The following is an 18,864-nucleotide window of genomic DNA, read 5'->3' on the forward strand; positions in this document are numbered from 1 at the left end:
AGGAACCAAAATATGTTAAAGCATATCGTTGAGGAAACGTTGCGCGCTTTTCCTGGTAGCCCGCTTAATACCGCAGCCTTTCAGGAACAAATGAATGGCGCCAGGGAACATGTCCTCGAGCTGCTTAGCCGTCATTTAACGGAATTCGGTGAAGACTTTCCTGCCGAAACCTGCGTCAACGGTTATTACCCGCTGACGGATAATGTGGAGTGGACCACCAGTTTCTGGACTGGGCAACTGTGGCTGGCGTGGGAAATGAGCGGTGAAGCGACATTTCGTGAAATGGCCGAAAAGCACGTGCGCTCATTTGGTTTGCGTATTGCCGGGCGTCATGACACCAACACCCACGACCTGGGCTTCCTGTACACGCTCTCCTGTGTGGCGGCCTGGCGGTTGACGGGCAATCGCGATGCGCGCGGTTTTTCGCTGATGGCGGCAGAAGCGCTGCTCGAACGTTTTCACGAGAAGGCGCAGATCATTCAGGCATGGGGCGATCTCCGCGATCCAGAGCAGGCCGGTCGGATGATCATTGACTGCAATATGAACCTGCCGCTGCTGTACTGGGCCAGTGAACAGACGGGCGATCCGCGCTTTGCCAATGCGGCAAAAGCGCACGTGGCGCAGGCGGCGAAATATCTGATCCGTGAAGATGCCTCGACGTTCCATACCTACTACATGGACGTGCAAACCGGCGCGCCGCGCTACGGTAATACCCAGCAGGGTTACGCTGATGATTCATGCTGGTCGCGTGGGCAGGCGTGGGGGATTTATGGTTTTCTGTTGAGCTATATCTATACCGGCGATCGCGAGATGGTGCAGCTGTCGAAAAAACTGGCCAACTACTTTCTCAATCGCCTGCCGGATGATGCCGTTTGTCACTGGGATCTGGCGCTGGTGGGCACCGATGCGCTGCGTGATTCTTCTTCGGCGGCCATTGCGGTATGTGGCCTGCTGGAGTTGATTAAACACCTGCCGGTGACCGATCCGGATCGTGAACGTTATCAACAATGGGCGATGGGGATCATGTCATCGCTGACGCAGCATTATCTGATGGGCAAAGATGAGAAGGGCAACGGGCTACTGAAACACTCGGTTTACCATCTTGCGAGCAATAAAGGGGTCGATGAGTGCGCAAGCTGGGGAGATTACTTTTACGTTGAGGCGTTAACCCGTTTTACGCAGTGCTGGAAGTTGTACTGGTAAGTTTATTGGCCCGGTTGCACTGTGCTTACCGGGCTTACAGATCGTGTGTAGACCGGATACGTCGCGGGCGACGTCATCCGGTACATCAACAACCTTAAATACCTGATTCCAGAATACGAATGCTCATGTCCAGCACATCACCTTTCACGGCTTCACTGTAAGCTTTCATATGCGGGGTTTGCAAATGCGCTTCAAGGTGCGCAATGCTTTCCCACTGTTCAATCATCACGATTGAATCCGGCGCTGTGGTTTGAAAACTCACACCCGCGGCGTGATCGACCATCGGCGCGTAGCCATGACAGCCTTCTTCCTTCAGGACGGTTGGAACGATTTTAGCAAACTGATCCAGCACCGCCTGGCGGTGGTGTTGACCTGGACGTGTACGGATTTCTGCAATAACGGTAAGCATGGTTAACTCCTTCTAATTCCAGGTAACTAGTTAACCAAAAATCTCGGTCAGATGCTTGCGATATTCTGCGATATAACGCGGGACATCCGGCATTTTAATCACATCATTGGTGATAAAAGTCGGCAGCGCTTCCATACCTAAAAACTGGTTTGCTTTATGGAACGGCAGATAAACGCCATCAACGCCGACGCCGTGGAAGAACTGATCTTTGTCAGTAAAGGCTTCCATCGGTGCATTCCAGGTCAGGGACAACATGTATTTTTTGCCCTGAATCAGGCCGCCAGAACCGTATTTTTTAGTGGCATCAGAACGTGTGCGACCATCGCTGGCGTACAGCGTACCGTGCCCTGCAGTGAACACATCATCGATGTATTTTTTCACTGTCCACGGTGCACCCATCCACCAGCCCGGCATTTGCCAAATAACGGCGTCAGCCCAGACAAAGTTCTGCACTTCTGTTTGTACGTCGTAATCGCTGTCTGCGCGCACGACTCTAACATCATGTCCGAGGTCGCGCAGGATACCGTCCGCGACCTCGGTCAGGGTGTCATTCAACTGACCATTGGAATGGCCGAATTTTTTAGCGCCATTGATAATCAGAATGTTGCTCATGTTGTATCCTCAAAGAATTACGTTTGAAGGCGATTTTACGCCGATGAGCGGTGCGGTGAAATTAGCAAAATGTGCAAAGTCTTTTGCTGGTAGCGCAATAATTCAACGCTACCAGCTGATTTTGGCTTCAAATCCACCTTCCGCGGCGTTGGCGAATGACACGGACATACCGTGCAACGTCGCAATACGCCGGACGATCGACAGACCCAGCCCACTGCCGGTCGCGTTTTGTCCCGGTGGACGATAGAAACGCTCACCAATGTGCAGTAATACCTCTGGCGCAACGCCCGGACCGTTATCTTTGACGCTGAAACAGTGGGTGTTGAGCGTCACGTCCACGACACTACCCTGCGGGCTGTAGCGGATTGCATTATCCAGCAGATTGCGGACCATCAGGCTAAGCAACAGCGGTTGTCCGGTGCGTTTAACGTCGTGAGCGTTAATCTGCAAGCGCACGTCGATGTGGGCCTGCTGTGCCGGGTGGTAGATATCCATGACGGCGGATTGCAGTAACTCTTCGAGTGAGATATCGGCGACATCCTGAAGATTGTTGAGCGAATCAAGACGCGAAAGCGTCAGCAGCTGATCGACCAGGCGAGTGGCGCGGTCAATTCCCGTCTGCATCTGCATTAGCGCTTTTTGTCGTGACTGCGGGTCATCGTCAGACAGTTGCGCCACTTCGGTTTGAACCTTGAGCGCCGTCAGTGGGCTACGCAGTTCGTGCGCGGCATCTGAGGTAAAGCGCCGCTCGCGTACCATGGTGGTGTGAATACGGGTAAACAGCTGATTGAGCGACTCAACCAGTGGGCGAACCTCGCCGGGAATGCCTTTCAGACTCAGTGGTTCTTCAGATTCCGGATCGCGCAAACGTAAAGCCTGTGCCAGCTTTTTCAGCGGCTTAAGTTCAAGACTTAACAGTACAATCAGGATCAGCAGCATCAACGGCAGGGCGACCAGCCACGGCACCAGCTGGGCCGTCACAATCGCCAGCGCCATATCTTCGCGGTATTCCCACTCCTGACCGACCACGACCCGGTACTTTTTATCTGCTGAAGTCAGCCAGATAAAGCGCCATTTATCGTTGTCACCGTTCAGATATCCGTCGTCAAACCCTTCCCGGCGATAGCTATAGGGAATGTACTGACCATTGTCGCCGTCGTGCAGAACCATTTTTCCGTCCGGGGTGTAGACCGCAAAGGTCAGCACATCGTCGTCAATATGGCCGTGTTTGAATTTCTTTGGCGTTTGGGCAAAGCGCTCAGAGGCTTTTAGTTCGTCAAGATCCAGCGTGACCAGCCGTTTGGCAAACAGCATCAGCTGTGTGTCAAACATCTCGTCGACGTTATCGGTGGTTTGCTTCCAGGCGACAAAACTGGAAATCAGCCAGGTCACCAGCACCAAAATGGTGAAGATAAGCGTTAGCCTGACGCGCAGGCTGAGGCGTTGTGTGAATTTCATGCATCACCCAGGGTGTAACCAATACCGTGCACGGTGCGGATAAAATCACTGCCGAGCTTACGGCGTAAGTGATGGACGTGCACTTCAACCGCATTGCTGGAGACGTTTTCGTCCCAGTTATACAGTTTTTCTTCAATGTGTTTACGGGGCAGGACGCGCCCTTTATTACGCATCAGCAGTTCCAACAGTGCGAACTCCTTCGGCTTGAGCGACAATGGCTCGCCTGCGAACGTGGCGACCAGTGCGCCGGGATTAAGCGTCACCTGACCGTGGCGTAGTTCGCTGGTAGCCTGACCGCTGGCGCGACGTACCAGCGCTTCCAGTCGGGCGGCCACTTCAATCAGTGCAAAGGGTTTACACAGGTAGTCATCCGCACCGAGGCGCAGACCTTCCACGCGTTCTGCCAGCGCGTCGCGGGCCGTTAAAATCAGCACCGGCTCCTGTTTTCCTTTTGTGCGCCATTCGCGCAGGATATCGCGGCCGTCAATACCCGGCAGCGTCAGGTCGAGGATCACCGCGTCATAAGGCGCACTGTAAAGCGCCTCTTTACCCTGACGACCTTCGGTAAACCAGTCGATGGTGAACCCCATTTTACTCAGGCCCGTTTTCAGACCGTCGCCAATCAACGCGTCATCTTCTACCAGTAAAATACGCATATGTTCTTCCCTGCGCTCACTCAGTTGGCTGCCAGTAAACCTTGTGTCAACCGGGGATGTACAGCAAAAAAAGAATCTTTTTTTGCCTTAAGAAGTTGTTAAGGATTAACTTATTAAATAGTCGTGAAACAACATGATAAGGGAGACATGAAGATGAAAAAATTAGCTGCAATGGTTGCCGTGATGGCACTGTGTTCCGCACCTGTTCTGGCAGCGCAGCAGGGCGGATTCTCTGGCCCAACGGCGACGCAAAGCCAGGCGGGCGGATTTGTGGGTCCGAATGGCAGCAGTACGACGGTAGAAAGTGCAAAATCGCTGCGTGATGATGCCTGGGTTACCCTGCGCGGTAATATCGTCGAGCGTATCTCCGACGATCTGTACCTGTTTAAAGATGCATCTGGCACGGTGAACGTGGATATCGACCACAAGCGCTGGAACGGTTTAACCGTCACGCCGCAGGATGTCGTAGAAATCCAGGGCGAAGTGGATAAAGACTGGAACTCCGTTGAAATCGACGTAAAACAGATTACCAAAGTCACCAAATAATCCCCATCAGGGCCGCGTTCGTGGCCCTTTTCTTTGTGACTCAACTCGCCAGATAGGGTAGTATCTGCGGCAATATTGCCTGACGAATACCGGGTATTGTTCGGGCTAACAGTTGAGGAACCACGATTAATGAGCGATATGGCAGAGCGCCTTGCGCTGCATGAATTCACGGAAAACGCCTATCTGAACTATTCCATGTACGTCATCATGGACAGGGCGTTGCCGTTTATTGGTGATGGTCTGAAACCCGTTCAGCGACGCATCGTTTACGCGATGTCCGAACTGGGGCTGAATGCCAGCGCCAAATTTAAAAAATCCGCCCGTACCGTCGGCGACGTACTGGGTAAATACCACCCACACGGCGACAGCGCCTGCTATGAAGCGATGGTGCTGATGGCGCAGCCGTTCTCTTACCGTTATCCGCTGGTTGACGGGCAGGGGAACTGGGGGGCACCGGACGATCCGAAATCGTTCGCGGCGATGCGTTATACCGAATCTCGACTGTCTAAATATGCGGAACTGCTGCTGGGGGAACTCGGTCAGGGGACATCGGACTGGGTACCAAACTTCGACGGCACCATGCAGGAGCCGAAGATGCTGCCTGCGCGTTTGCCGAATATTCTGCTGAACGGCACCACCGGTATTGCGGTCGGCATGGCAACGGACATTCCGCCACATAACCTGCGTGAAGTGGCAAAAGCGGCGATTACGCTGATTGAGCAGCCGAAAACGACGCTGGATCAGCTGCTGGATATCGTCCAGGGACCGGATTACCCGACCGAAGCAGAAATCATTACCCCGCGTGCAGAAATTCGTAAGATTTACGAAAACGGACGTGGCTCCGTGCGTATGCGTGCGGTCTGGACCAAAGAAGATGGCGCGGTGGTGATTTCCGCGCTGCCACATCAGGTTTCCGGTGCCAAAGTGCTGGAACAGATTGCCGCCCAGATGCGCAATAAAAAGCTGCCGATGGTGGACGATCTGCGCGATGAGTCGGATCACGAAAACCCGACCCGTCTGGTGATCGTGCCGCGCTCCAACCGTGTGGATATGGAGCAGGTGATGAACCACCTGTTTGCCACCACCGATCTGGAAAAAAGCTACCGCATCAACCTGAACATGATTGGCCTCGACGGTCGCCCGGCGGTGAAAAACCTGCTGGAGATCCTCACCGAATGGCTGGCGTTCCGCCGCGATACCGTGCGTCGTCGTCTGAACTATCGTCTGGAAAAAGTCCTCAAGCGCCTGCACATCCTCGAAGGTTTGCTGGTGGCGTTCCTCAACATTGACGAAGTGATTGAAATCATTCGTCATGAAGATGAACCGAAGCCTGAGCTGATGTCGCGGTTTGGCATTTCTGAAACCCAGGCTGAAGCCATCCTCGAACTGAAGTTGCGTCATCTTGCCAAACTTGAAGAGATCAAAATTCGTGGCGAGCAGGACGAGCTGGCGAAAGAACGCGATCAGCTGCAGGGCATTCTGGCCTCTGAGCGCAAGATGAGTAACCTGCTGAAGAAAGAGCTGCAGGCAGACTCAGATGCCTATGGCGACGATCGCCGTTCTCCGCTGAAAGAGCGCGAAGAAGCGAAGGCGATGAGCGAGCACGACATGCTGCCGTCTGAGCCGGTCACCATTGTACTGTCGCAAAGCGGCTGGGTGCGTAGCGCCAAAGGCCATGACATTGATGCGCCGGGCTTAAGCTATAAGGCGGGTGACAGCTACAAGGCGGCGGTGAAGGGCAAGAGCAACCAGCCGGTGGTGTTCGTGGATTCAACCGGGCGCAGCTATGCCATCGACCCGATTACGCTGCCGTCGGCACGTGGTCAGGGTGAACCGCTGACCGGTAAGCTGACGCTGCCGCCGGGAGCGACGGTTGAGCATATGCTGATGGAAAGTGATGACCAGAAACTGCTGATGGCCTCCGATGCTGGCTACGGTTTCGTCTGCACCTTCAATGACTTGGTGGCGCGCAACCGTGCAGGTAAGGCATTGATTACGTTACCGGAGAACGCGCATGTGATGCCGCCGGTGGTGCTTGAAGATGAAAGCGACATGCTGCTGGCGATCACCCATGCCGGGCGTATGCTGATGTTCCCGGTCAGTGATCTGCCGCAATTGTCGAAAGGGAAAGGGAACAAGATCATCAACATTCCGTCTGCAGAAGCGGCGAAAGGGGATGATGGGCTGGCGCACCTCTACGTGTTGCCTCCGCAAAGTACGCTGACCATTCACGTTGGTAAACGCAAAATTAAACTGCGTCCTGAAGAACTGCAGAAGGTGACCGGCGAGCGTGGGCGTCGCGGTACGCTGATGCGCGGTTTACAGCGCATCGACCGTATCGAAATTGACTCACCACGACGTGCCGGTCAGGGCGACAGCGAAGAATAACGCTGTCGTCTGACTCTCCCTGCTTTTACGCAGGGAGAGTCAACATTAAAAATTCCCGTGAAACCGTTGTTTATTCGTGCATTGCGATTAACAATACGCTTTTCCAGAGAGCCGCTCTTAACAAAGCCCTAACCTGACGCAGGGTTCTGCATCTGGTGACGTAAAATGCCAGGCTCTTAGGCCTTAGAGGTTGTTATGCTATATATTTTTCGTTTATTCATTACCGTAATTTACTGCATTCTGGTCTGTGTTTTTGGTTGTATATATTGTCTGTTCAGCCCACGAAATCCTAAACACGTCTCAACGTTTGGCCATATGTTTGGTCGACTGGCCCCCTTGTACGGCCTGAAGGTGGAATGCCGCATGCCGCCGGACGCAAAGGACTACGGCAACGCTATCTATATTTGTAACCACCAGAATAACTATGACATGGTTACCGCCGCGAAGATCGTGCAACCACCGACGGTTACGGTCGGTAAAAAAAGCCTGCTGTGGATCCCGTTCTTCGGCCTGCTGTACTGGCTCACCGGTAACCTGTTGATCGACAGAAACAATCGCGCCAAAGCGCACAGCACCATTGCGACGGTCGTTAATCATTTTAAAAAACGTCGTATCTCTATCTGGATGTTCCCGGAAGGTACGCGTAGCCGTGGCCGTGGTCTGCTGCCGTTTAAAACTGGCGCGTTTCATGCGGCAATTGCCGCGGGTGTTCCGGTGATCCCGGTGTGCGTCTCAACGACCTCAAATAAGATTAAACTTAACCGATTAAATAATGGTCTGGCGATCGTCGAGATGTTACCGCCAGTAGATATCAGCCACTATGGTAAGGATCAGGTTCGTGAACTGGCCGCGCATTGCCGCACGTTAATGGAACAAAAAATCGCCGAACTCGACAAAGAAGTTGCCGAGCGTGAAGCTACCGGTAAGGTGTGATTCGCGCCATCCGAGTTTGTTACAGGAAATACTTTCCTGCGTGTTAATCGCCAGTTTTACATGGAGCTTATATGTCACTCAGTCGGCGTCAGTTCATTCAGACATCGGGGATCGCACTGTGTGCAGGTGCTATTCCGCTGAAGGCTAATGCTGCCGGTCAGCAACAACCGTTACCTGTTCCACCGCTGCTGGAGTCTCGCCGTGGACAGCCGCTATTTATGACCCTGCAACGCGCTCACTGGTCCTTTACGCAAGGCACCCGCGCGCCGGTCTGGGGGATTAACGGGCGTTACCTGGGGCCGACCATCCGCGTCTGGAAAGGGGATGACGTCAAGCTTATTTACAGCAACCGTCTTACCGAGAATGTTTCAATGACCGTCGCCGGGCTGCAGGTTCCTGGCCCACTGATGGGCGGGCCGGCACGCATGATGTCACCGAATGCGGACTGGGCGCCGGTATTGCCCATTCGCCAGGACGCCGCCACGTTGTGGTATCACGCCAATACGCCGAACCGTACCGCGCAGCAGGTCTATAACGGTCTGGCTGGTATGTGGCTGATTGAAGATGAAGTCAGTAAGTCGCTGCCGATTCCCAACCATTATGGCGTGGATGATTTTCCGGTCATTATTCAGGACAAGCGGCTGGATAACTTCGGCACGCCTGAATACAGTGAGCCAGGCAGCGGCGGGTTTGTTGGTGATACGCTATTGGTTAACGGGGCACAAAGCCCGTATGTAGAAGTGTCTCGCGGCTGGGTGCGTTTGCGTTTACTCAATGCGTCGAACTCGCGTCGTTACCAGCTGCAAATGAGTGACGGTCGTGCGCTGCATGTGATTTCCGGCGATCAGGGCTTTTTACCCGCGCCGGTTTCGGTGAAGCAACTCTCGCTGGCCCCGGGTGAACGTCGTGAGATTTTGGTGGACATGACCAACGGCGATGAAGTGTCGATCACCTGTGGTGAGGCCGCCAGCATTGTCGACCGGATCCGCGGCTTCTTCGAGCCCTCCAGTATTCTGATTTCCACGCTGGTACTGACCCTGCGCCCGACCGGGCTGCTGCCGCTGGTGACCGACAACCTGCCGATGCGTTTGTTGCCTACGGAAATTTTAAGCGGCTCACCGATTCGCAGTCGTGAGATCAGCCTTGATGACGATCCCGGCATTAATGGGCAGTTGTGGGATGTAAACCGCATGGACATTACCGCTCAGCAGGGCTCCTGGGAGCGCTGGACGGTGCGGGCGGATATGCCGCAGTCTTTCCATATCGAAGGCGTCTCTTTCCTGATCCGCAATGTGAACGGCGCGATGCCGTTCCCGGAAGACCGGGGCTGGAAAGATACCGTTTGGGTGGATGGTCAGGTTGAGCTGCTGGTGTATTACGGACAGCCTTCCTGGGCGCATTTCCCGTTCTACTTTAACAGCCAGACGCTGGAAATGGCCGATCGTGGCTCGATCGGACAGATGTTGGTGAACCCGGCGCCATAATGTGCCGGGCAGGCTATTACGCCCGCCAGAACATGCGCGAGAAAAGGATCAAAATGGGGTAGATTTCCAGACGCCCCATGATCATGGCCGCGCACATCAACAGCTTTGCCTCTTCGTTTAAAGTACCAAACGTGACCGCCGTGACGCCAAATCCCAGCCCCATATTATTGATACAGGCCGCGGCGGTGGCGAACGAGGAAAAGAGATCGTAGCCCATCAGATTAAGCGCCCAGACGAAAAAACTGGTAAACAAAGCATAGAGAAAAAAGAAGCTCCACACTGAGCGGATCACGCGCTCGTTAACCACGCTATTACCCACTTTGATATTCAGTAATGCACGAGGATGGGCCAGTTGGTGTAATTCCTGTCGGCACTGCTTGAACATAATTAAAAAACGCAGCGCTTTAATACCCCCGCAGGTCGAACCGATACACCCCCCGAAGAAACTGGCGATGAGAAGCATGAAGATAGTATGTGAAGGCCACTGGGCGTAATCCGCCGTCGACAGGCCGTTGTCTGTGAGCATTGAGCTTGCCAGAAAAAAAGCATGCACCAGACTGTCCGTTAAATTGTACATACCTGCCCGCCAGACCTGCCAGGTGGCTATCAGGGTGATCACCAGCGCAATGATCAGAAACAGCTGCAGTTCGGCATTACGGCGAAAGGGCTTGAAGGTCCGTTTGACGATGGCGACGTACCAGAGGGTGAAGTTAAAGGCAGAAAGCAGCGAAAACAGCCCGGCGACAAGCTCAATGGCGTGGCTGTTATAAAAACCGATACTTTCGCTTCGGGTAGAGAACCCACCGAGGGAGACTGTCGAAAGCCCATGGCATAACGCATCGAAAAACGACATGCCGGCAATCCAGTAGGCCAGCGTACAAACAAACCCCAGGGTGACATAGGTTAGCCACAACGTGCGTGCGGTATCGGCAAGTCGTGGGGTCAGGCGTTCTTCTTTAAACGGCCCAGGCATTTCAGACTGATACAGCTTCATGCCGCCGATCCCCAGCAGCGGCAGGACGGCAACGGCGAGGACGATAACGCCAAGACCGCCGATGAAATTAAGCTGCGCCCGATAATACAGATAAGATCTGGGCATCGCGCCGACATCGTCAATGACCGTCGCCCCGGTGGTGGTAATACCGGAGACGCCTTCAAACAGGGCGTCGGCAAAGGAGAGATTTAACCCGTCTTCCATCCACATCGGCATGGCGCTGATGAATGAAAAAAGTAGCCAAAAAAGAACGATAATGACGAACCCATCGCGGGTTCGTAGCTGAATGCCCGCACGTTTTGTCGCCAGCCAGGCACCGCCGCCGAGGGTAAAAAAAACGGCAAAGGTGCTCAAAAAAGCAAAATAACTCCGTTCTTTGTTCAGCAAGGCGATGGCCATCGGCGGCAGCATAGAGAAGCTGTACAGGAGAACCAGAAATCCGCACAGGTGAAGAACAACCCGCAGCTGGGAAATATTAAGTGATTCGTTGCGATGCAATGGAAAATCCCCCGCCAAAAAGACCTGGTCCGGCTGGCAAGACATGATGTCAATTATGATATACCCGTCATACTTCAAGTTGCATGTGCGTTAGCTATGTTCGTTCACCCCAGTCACATAGTTATCTATGCTCCTGGAGATTAATGAGGGACATCCATGTCCCTCACCGGAGGCCAGCCTTTGGCTGTTCAAATTCTTTCCTGACGAATTTGTCACTCACTTGCCGCCTTCATGCAACTCGAATTATTTTGGGTATAGATAAAAGTAGGCGTAGTAAAATTTAACAATTTATTTAACTTTCTACTCGTCTGGCTCAGACTCCGCTTCATTTCTGGCGGACATACAGCGTATAATCCCCGGCCTTTGATTATTTTTTTACCATTTTTGGAAGCATTATGAGCGCAATATCCCTGATCCAACCGGACAGAGACCTTTTCTCCTGGCCGCAGTACTGGGCCGCCTGTTTTGGCCCCGCGCCGTTTCTGCCAATGTCGCGAGAAGAGATGGACCAACTTGGCTGGGATAGCTGCGACATTATTCTGGTTACCGGTGATGCCTATGTTGATCACCCGAGTTTCGGTATGGCCATTTGTGGCCGTATGCTGGAAGCCCAGGGTTTTCGCGTCGGGATTATCGCCCAGCCGGACTGGAACAGTAAAGACGACTTTATGCGTCTGGGTAAACCGAATCTGTTCTTCGGCGTAACCGCCGGTAACATGGACTCGATGATCAACCGCTATACTGCCGATCGTCGCCTGCGCCATGATGATGCCTATACGCCGGACAACGTCGCCGGTAAGCGCCCGGACCGCGCCACACTGGTTTATACCCAACGTTGTCGTGAAGCATGGAAAGACGTGCCGGTGATCCTTGGTGGTATTGAAGCCAGCCTGCGTCGTACCGCGCATTACGATTACTGGTCTGATACCGTGCGCCGCTCGGTGCTGGTGGATTCCAAAGCGGATATGCTGATGTTCGGCAACGGTGAACGTCCGCTGGTTGAGGTTGCGCACCGCCTGGCGATGGGTGAAACCATCGACCAAATCCGCGACGTGCGTAACACCGCGATTATGGTTAAAGAAGCGCTGCCCGGCTGGAGCGGTGTGGATTCCACGCGTCTGGATATGCCGGGGAAAATTGACCCTATCCCGCATCCGTACGGTGAAGATTTACCGTGTGCAGATAACAAGCCAGTAGCGCCTAAAAAGCAGGAAGCCAAAGCGGTGACCGTTCAGCCTGCGCGTCCGAAGCCGTGGGAAAAAACCTACGTGCTGCTGCCGTCTTATGAGAAGGTGAAAGGCGACAAAGTGTTGTACGCTCACGCCTCACGTATTCTGCACCACGAAACCAACCCTGGCTGCGCGCGCGCCCTGATGCAAAAACACGGCGACCGCTACATTTGGGTTAACCCTCCGGCGATCCCGCTGTCGACCGAAGAGATGGATAGCGTATTCGCACTGCCGTATAAACGTGTCCCGCACCCGGCATATGGCAACAGCCGTATTCCGGCCTACGAGATGATCCGTTTTTCCATCAACATTATGCGCGGCTGCTTTGGCGGCTGTTCTTTCTGTTCGATCACCGAGCATGAAGGACGCATCATCCAGAGCCGTTCTGAAGATTCGATCATCAACGAGATCGAGGCGATTCGCGATACCGTACCGGGCTTCACCGGCGTGATTTCCGATCTGGGTGGCCCAACGGCCAACATGTACATGCTGCGCTGTAAGTCGCCACGTGCGGAACAGACCTGCCGTCGTCTGTCGTGCGTTTATCCGGACATCTGCCCGCATATGGACACCAACCACGAACCGACGATTAACCTCTATCGTCGCGCGCGTGATTTGAAAGGCATCAAAAAGATTTTGATTGCGTCCGGCGTGCGCTACGACATCGCCGTGGAAGATCCGCGCTACATCAAAGAGCTGGCGACCCACCACGTTGGTGGCTATCTGAAGATTGCACCGGAACATACCGAAGAAGGTCCGCTGTCGAAGATGATGAAGCCGGGCATGGGTAGCTACGACCGCTTTAAAGAGCTGTTCGACACCTACTCGAAGCAGGCCGGTAAAGAGCAGTATCTGATCCCTTACTTTATCTCTGCGCACCCGGGTACGCGTGACGAAGATATGGTGAATCTGGCGTTGTGGTTGAAGCAGCGTCGTTTCCGCCTTGATCAGGTACAGAACTTCTACCCATCACCGCTGGCGAACTCGACAACCATGTATTACACCGGGAAAAACCCGCTGGGTAAAATTGGCTATAAGAGTGAAGATGTAGTGGTGCCGAAAGGCGATAAGCAGCGTCGTTTACATAAAGCGCTGCTGCGTTACCACGATCCGGCTAACTGGCCGTTAATCCGTCAGGCGCTGGAAGATATGGGTAAAAAGCACCTGATTGGCGGTCGTCGTGAATGTCTGGTTCCGTCGCCTACGCTGGAAGAAATGCGTGAAGCGCGTCGCCAGAATCGTCATACTCGCCCGGCACTGACCAAGCACACACCTGTTGCACACCAGCGCCAGACGCCCGCCGCGAATAAAAAACGTGGCAAAGTAGCAGGGCGTTAATCCTGAAGCCCGGTAGCGCTCTGCTTACTGGGCCACTGCTTTGAAAGCCGGATGAGGTGCTTGCACCGCCATCCGGCAAATCTGTTTTAGTACAGCCCCAACACCTTCCACCACATCAGACCTACGGTAATAAAGACTGCCTGGTTAAACAGGCTGACGATAAACCCTGTTCGCCACCAGACGCCCGTCGGCACATACCCCGCACCAAACAGGATCGGACCACGCGCATGTGTGTACTGGGTGAGAGAGCAGTACAGGCTGCTGGTGAAAGCCAGCATCAACGCGGTCGGGGCTGCCGGGATATTCAGATGCAGGCCGACGCCAAGGAATACCGCGTACAATGCGGCGATCTGCGCATTTCCGCTCGCAAAAAAGTAGTGGGTGTAGAAGTAGGCGGCGTTAAGCAGCAGCAGGACGACCACCCAACTGGTGCCATGCATGGTACTGCTGAGGCTATCGCCAATCAGATTACCAAACCAGGTGGTGAAACCGAGCTTCTTCAATTGGTTTGCCATCATCAGCAGTGCGGCAAACCAAATCAGCGTGTCCCATGCACCTTTTTCGCTTTTGACGTCTTCCCAGCTCAGCACACCGCTGAGCAGTAAAATTGAGAGTCCAACGAACGACGCGGTGGTGGCATCGACGCCTAGCGTATCGCCAAAAATCCACAGCACCAGCAGGACGCCAACGGTACCCAGCATCAACCACTCACCGCGTGACATGCTGCCCATTTCCGCCAGTTCCTGACGGGCCAGGTTCGGGGCATCCGGCGTGTGTTTAATTTCCGGACGCACCAGCCAGTACACCAGCAGCGGAACCAACAGCAAAGACACCATGCAAGGCAGCAGCGCCGCCATAAACCAGCTTCCCCAGGTTAGCGTGACCCCGGCGTTGGCCGCCAGTTTTACTGCCAGTAGGTTGCCGGTATAGCCGGTCATAAACAGTGCGGCGGTGACGTCGTTGACGTTGCCAATGCAGGTAATGAGGAAGGTGCCGATTTTGCTGCGCGATTCATCTTCCGGATTGGAATGAAAACTGCGCGCCAGTGAGTCGGCAATCGGATAGATGACGCCGCCGCAGCGTGCCGTATTGCTGGGCATCGCCGGAGAGAGGATCAGATCGGCAAACGCCAGGCCGTAGGCAAGTCCGAGCGTGCGCTTGCCGAGCAGGCGGATCATCTGCAGGGCGATACGTCGACCAAGGCCGGTTTTGATAAACCCGCGGGCAATCATAAAGGCAACGACGATCAGCCAGATGAGTGAACTGTTCAGTTCGCTCAGAGCGGTGGTAATCGCACCGCTGGCGGTTTTATCCCCGGCGGCATAGGCGAGGGCAAAGACGGTTATGCCAATAATACCGACTGCGCCAATGGGCAGAACTTTTGCCACGATAGAGGCGATAGTGGCCACGAAAATAATTGCCGAATGCCAGGCGGAAGCGCTTAACCCCGTTGGTGGGGTAAGTTGCCAGAGCCCGGCTGAAATCAAAATTATTAGAATTAATTGGAGCCATTTAACTCCCTGCGGTTTTTTTTCAGCCACGGTCATGCACCTATATACATTGTGAATATATTCATCGTATGAATATATTTAGTGAATAATTAGTAGGTTATGTGGCGCAATGCTGCTCCAGCGACTGAAATAAATACATCAATAAATGTAAGTGAATTGTTTCTTGATATTTCCATGCAGGAAGAGCCCGACTGGGATGCCGGGCTGGAGAGAAGGGATTAGCCGCCGAACTGGTCCGGGTCCGGCCCCAGACGTTTGCCCTGGTCGAGTTTGGCCATTTCGCCTAGTTCATCTTTGTCCAGGCGGAAGTCCCAGACATCAAAGTTCTCCGCGATACGCGCAGGAGTGACTGATTTAGGGATCACCACCAGGCCGCTATCCAGATGCCAGCGAATGACAATTTGTGCCGGTGATTTACCGTATTTTTCGGCGAGATCGCGAACTATCTTTTGATCGAACACATCTTTGCCGCCTTGTGCCAGCGGGCTCCAGGATTCAGTCTGGATTTTATGCGTGGCGTTCCAGGCATGAAGCTGCCGCTGCTGTAAAAGCGGGTGCAGCTCGATTTGGTTAATCACTGGCGCAACGCCCGTTTCATCCATCAGGCGCTGGAGATGGTTGATCTGGAAGTTGCACACGCCAATGCTTTTAATGAGTCCCTGTTTTTGCAGGTCGATCATGTTTTCCCATGCTTCAACGTAATGGTCGATTGCCGGGACGGGCCAGTGCATGAGGTAAAGATCGAGGTAATCGAGCTGGAGTTTCTCCATGCTTTCGAGCAACGCTTCTCGGGGACGTTTCTGGTCGTCATTCCACAGTTTAGTGGTGATGAATAACTCCTCCCGGGGCACGCCGCTGTCGCGTAATGCTTTACCGACACCGTCTTCATTTTTATACGCGGCAGCGGTATCAATAGAGCGATAACCGACTTCCAGCGCTTTATGGATCGCGGAGATGACTTCCTCATTACTTGCCTTCCAGACCCCCAGGCCCAGTTGAGGCATGACGTTACCATCCTGTAGCTTGATAATGGTCGGACTGGTCATAATTCCCCCCTACACTGAATCCTTCAGGCTGCCTCTTTGTTGGCTGCTTGCGTTTACCCCGGTCACGTACTTATGTACGCTCCCGGGGATTCACTCAATTGCCGCCTCGATGCATCATGAATGATTGGGTGTAAATTGAGTTCACCGGAGCAGCCCCGGTGAGGTGTGTGTGACTTAAGCCTGGTATAAATACCCAAAAACGAAAGTCAGAGGTCAAAAAACCTAGCGTGCCGCTTCGTAAATGCGGCGGCTGACGTCCAGCGTAATGTCCTGATGTTCGCCCAGTTTCGTCCCACCGTGCGCTGCCAGTTTTTCCAGCAACGCCGGGATGGAACTGCCATCCAGACCGTAGTCGGACATGCGGGTTGGGACGCCCATCTGCTCGAAGAATTGACGCGTCGCGGCAATGGCGGCATCGATACGCTGGTCATCACTCCCTTCGGTGATATTCCAGACGCGCTCCGCGTATTGCAGCAGTTTGGCGCGCTTGGTGTCGCGTTTTTCATTCCACAGTGCCGGCAGAACGATGGCCAGTGTTTGTGCGTGATCGAGACCGTGCATCGCGGTCAGTTCGTGACCGAGCATATGGGTAGCCCAATCCTGCGGTACACCTGCGCCAATCAGGCCGTTCAGCGCCTGGGTCGCTGCCCACATGACGTTGGCGCGGACATCGTAGTTTTCTGGCTCCTGCAACGCTTTCGGGCCCTCTTCTATCAATGTGAGCAAAATACCTTCGGCAAAGCGGTCCTGTATTTTGCCGTTGACCGGGTATGTTACGTATTGCTCTACGGTGTGAACAAACGCGTCCACTACGCCGTTTGCGACCTGACGCGGCGGCAGAGTGTAGGTGTAAACCGGATCCAGCACGGCAAAGACCGGCTGCACAAACGGTGTCATAAAGGCCAGCTTATCGCCGGTGGTTTTGCGGGAAATTACCGCGCCGGAGTTTGATTCAGAGCCGGTTGCCGGCAGGGTCAAAACGGAGCCCATCGGGATGGCGCTTTTTACGTCGTTGCCGTGAGTTTCCAGGATGCGCCACGGATCGACACCTTCAGCGTAATGGGCCGCTGCGGCGATGAATTTAGTGCCATCGAGAACAGAGCCGCCGCCGACGGCCAGCAGGAATGTCACCTTCTCATCACGCACGATGTTGACCGCATTCATCAGCGTTTCATAAGACGGGTTCGGCTCAATTCCGCCAAACTCCAGTACATCCAGACCTTTCAGGGCATCCTGAACCTGTGCCAGTACGCCGGTTTTTTTCACGCTGCCGCCGCCGTAGGTAATCAGCACGCGAGCATCCTGAGGGATTTGATCGCGCAGTTCAGCGATAGCGCCTTTACCGAACAAAATGCGGGTTGGGGTATGGAGGTTAAAGTTATTCATTGCTCGTTACCTTGTGTGGGTAAAAAAAGAGGGCAGGTGAGTGTCTGCCTGATGGTGAACATTGTGGTCGTCAGACGCATTCCTCTCAATGCTCATTTCTGCCAATGTCTTGCCTATTTCTACAGACTACTGGAGAAAACGGATAAAAATACGCACACTGTGGACGTTACAATTCGATGACGAAAGGGCGCTCTATGAACCGTGATGATGTCTGCCTTCTGCTGACGGAAAAAATTAAGCAGCTGAAAAATAATGAAAATAAACTCAATAAATTGCTGCCTGATGTGCGTTTACTGTATGGCATGGAGCCTGGGCTGCGCACCCCTGTGATGTATGAACCTGGCATTATATTTCTCTTCTCTGGTCATAAAATTGGTTACATCAATGAGCGTGTATTTCGTTATGACGCCAACGAATACCTGCTGCTCACCGTACCTTTACCCTTTGAATGTGAAACGTATGCGACACCGGAGATTCCACTGGCCGGTCTGCGGCTGAATGTCGATATCCTGCAATTGCAGGAACTCCTGATGGACATTGGCGAAGATGAACTGTTCCAGCCTGCAATGGCGGCGAGCGGAATAAACTCGGCCACGCTTTCTGATGAGATTCTTTGCGCGGCCGAGCGTTTGCTGGATGTGATGGAGCGACCGCTGGACGCGCGAATTCTGGGAAAACAGATCATCCGTGAGATTTTGTACCATGTGCTGACCGGTCCACGCGGTGGCGCGCTGCTTGCGTTGGTCAGTCGTCAGACGCATTTCAGTTTGATCAGTCGCGTGCTGAAGCGCATCGAAAACAAGTACACCGAGAACCTCAACGTTGAGCAACTGGCGGCAGAAGCCAACATGAGCGTGTCGGCGTTTCATCATAATTTTAAATCGGTGACCAGCACTTCACCGCTGCAGTATCTGAAGAGTTATCGCCTGCATAAGGCTCGGATGATGATCATTCACGACGGCATGAAGGCCAGCGCGGCAGCAATGCGGGTTGGCTATGAGAGCGCGTCGCAGTTTAGCCGCGAGTTTAAACGGTACTTTGGCGTAACGCCGGGGGAGGATGCGGCAAGAATTCGGACGATGCAGGGAAGTTAATGATGTTCACCGTTGGCCTGATTAGCAAAGCGGCATCAGGCGAAAATGCCGGGTGATTTTACCCGGCCAACGATGACGA

At 53.8% G+C, this 18,864-nt stretch carries 15 protein-coding genes; 7 read left to right on the plus strand and 8 right to left on the minus strand.

Going from position 1 to position 18,864, the window contains the following annotated elements; translation table 11 throughout:
- Positions 1 to 12 precede the first annotated feature (12 nt).
- Entirely contained in the window at positions 13 to 1,203 is a 1,191-nt protein-coding gene (locus FDW88_RS21600; RefSeq protein WP_137363339.1) for a glycoside hydrolase family 88 protein, read from the plus strand.
- A gap of 94 nt (positions 1,204 to 1,297) precedes the next feature.
- On the opposite strand, the gene FDW88_RS21605 is transcribed toward FDW88_RS21600, so the two are convergent.
- From FDW88_RS21605 to qseB, 4 genes are all read right to left on the minus strand, one after another.
- Positions 1,298 to 1,612: a putative quinol monooxygenase gene (locus FDW88_RS21605; protein WP_096755653.1), complete on the minus strand. Its 315-nt coding sequence runs from the start codon at positions 1,610 to 1,612 to the stop codon at positions 1,298 to 1,300.
- 30 nt (positions 1,613 to 1,642) lie between these two features.
- On the minus strand, positions 1,643 to 2,224 hold the full coding sequence (locus FDW88_RS21610) for an NAD(P)H-dependent oxidoreductase (protein WP_117342677.1): 582 nt from the start codon (positions 2,222 to 2,224) through the stop codon (positions 1,643 to 1,645).
- 108 nt (positions 2,225 to 2,332) lie between these two features.
- Positions 2,333 to 3,682: a quorum sensing histidine kinase QseC gene (qseC, locus tag FDW88_RS21615; protein WP_137363340.1), complete on the minus strand. Its 1,350-nt coding sequence runs from the start codon at positions 3,680 to 3,682 to the stop codon at positions 2,333 to 2,335.
- Positions 3,679 to 4,338 carry a quorum sensing response regulator transcription factor QseB gene (qseB, locus tag FDW88_RS21620; protein WP_096755656.1) on the minus strand — a complete coding sequence of 220 codons (660 nt, stop codon included), beginning with the start codon at positions 4,336 to 4,338 and terminating at the stop codon, positions 3,679 to 3,681. Before qseB ends, qseC begins: the two co-directional genes overlap by 4 nt.
- Positions 4,339 to 4,491: 153 nt before the next feature.
- On the opposite strand from qseB, the gene FDW88_RS21625 reads away from it, so the two are divergent.
- The 4 genes from FDW88_RS21625 to ftsP all read left to right on the plus strand — a co-directional run bounded on the left by FDW88_RS21625 (position 4,492) and on the right by ftsP (position 9,689).
- Positions 4,492 to 4,884 (plus strand): YgiW/YdeI family stress tolerance OB fold protein, encoded by a 393-nt coding sequence (locus FDW88_RS21625; RefSeq protein ID WP_137363341.1) that lies wholly within the window; start codon positions 4,492 to 4,494, stop codon positions 4,882 to 4,884.
- Between the two features lie 129 nt (positions 4,885 to 5,013).
- Positions 5,014 to 7,272 carry a DNA topoisomerase IV subunit A gene (gene parC / locus FDW88_RS21630; protein WP_096755658.1) on the plus strand — a complete coding sequence of 753 codons (2,259 nt, stop codon included), beginning with the start codon at positions 5,014 to 5,016 and terminating at the stop codon, positions 7,270 to 7,272.
- 195 nt (positions 7,273 to 7,467) lie between these two features.
- Positions 7,468 to 8,205 carry a 1-acylglycerol-3-phosphate O-acyltransferase gene (plsC, locus tag FDW88_RS21635; RefSeq protein ID WP_115257480.1) on the plus strand — a complete coding sequence of 246 codons (738 nt, stop codon included), beginning with the start codon at positions 7,468 to 7,470 and terminating at the stop codon, positions 8,203 to 8,205.
- Between the two features lie 71 nt (positions 8,206 to 8,276).
- Entirely contained in the window at positions 8,277 to 9,689 is a 1,413-nt protein-coding gene (gene ftsP, locus FDW88_RS21640) for a cell division protein FtsP (RefSeq protein ID WP_115257481.1), read from the plus strand.
- Between the two features lie 16 nt (positions 9,690 to 9,705).
- On the opposite strand, the gene FDW88_RS21645 is transcribed toward ftsP, so the two are convergent.
- On the minus strand, positions 9,706 to 11,181 hold the full coding sequence (locus FDW88_RS21645; RefSeq protein ID WP_137363348.1) for a TrkH family potassium uptake protein: 1,476 nt from the start codon (positions 11,179 to 11,181) through the stop codon (positions 9,706 to 9,708).
- Between the two features lie 395 nt (positions 11,182 to 11,576).
- Between FDW88_RS21645 and FDW88_RS21650 the strand changes: the two genes are divergently transcribed.
- The gene (locus FDW88_RS21650) at positions 11,577 to 13,748 is read left to right on the plus strand and encodes a YgiQ family radical SAM protein (protein WP_096755663.1); all 2,172 of its coding nucleotides are present in this window, start codon (positions 11,577 to 11,579) and stop codon (positions 13,746 to 13,748) included.
- 86 nt (positions 13,749 to 13,834) lie between these two features.
- On the opposite strand, the gene FDW88_RS21655 is transcribed toward FDW88_RS21650, so the two are convergent.
- The 3 genes from FDW88_RS21655 to yqhD form a co-directional block, all read right to left on the minus strand.
- Positions 13,835 to 15,295 (minus strand): DASS family sodium-coupled anion symporter, encoded by a 1,461-nt coding sequence (locus FDW88_RS21655; RefSeq protein ID WP_170974191.1) that lies wholly within the window; start codon positions 15,293 to 15,295, stop codon positions 13,835 to 13,837.
- A 182-nt stretch (positions 15,296 to 15,477) separates the two neighbouring features.
- Entirely contained in the window at positions 15,478 to 16,305 is an 828-nt protein-coding gene (gene dkgA / locus FDW88_RS21660) for a 2,5-didehydrogluconate reductase DkgA (RefSeq protein WP_135911403.1), read from the minus strand.
- 222 nt (positions 16,306 to 16,527) lie between these two features.
- Entirely contained in the window at positions 16,528 to 17,691 is a 1,164-nt protein-coding gene (yqhD, locus tag FDW88_RS21665; RefSeq protein WP_115257484.1) for an alcohol dehydrogenase, read from the minus strand.
- A gap of 194 nt (positions 17,692 to 17,885) precedes the next feature.
- On the opposite strand from yqhD, the gene FDW88_RS21670 reads away from it, so the two are divergent.
- On the plus strand, positions 17,886 to 18,785 hold the full coding sequence (locus FDW88_RS21670) for an AraC family transcriptional regulator (RefSeq protein ID WP_135953045.1): 900 nt from the start codon (positions 17,886 to 17,888) through the stop codon (positions 18,783 to 18,785).
- Positions 18,786 to 18,864 lie beyond the last annotated feature (79 nt).

The organism is Citrobacter sp. wls829 (assembly GCF_005280825.1).
Lineage (GTDB): Bacteria > Pseudomonadota > Gammaproteobacteria > Enterobacterales > Enterobacteriaceae > Citrobacter > Citrobacter gillenii.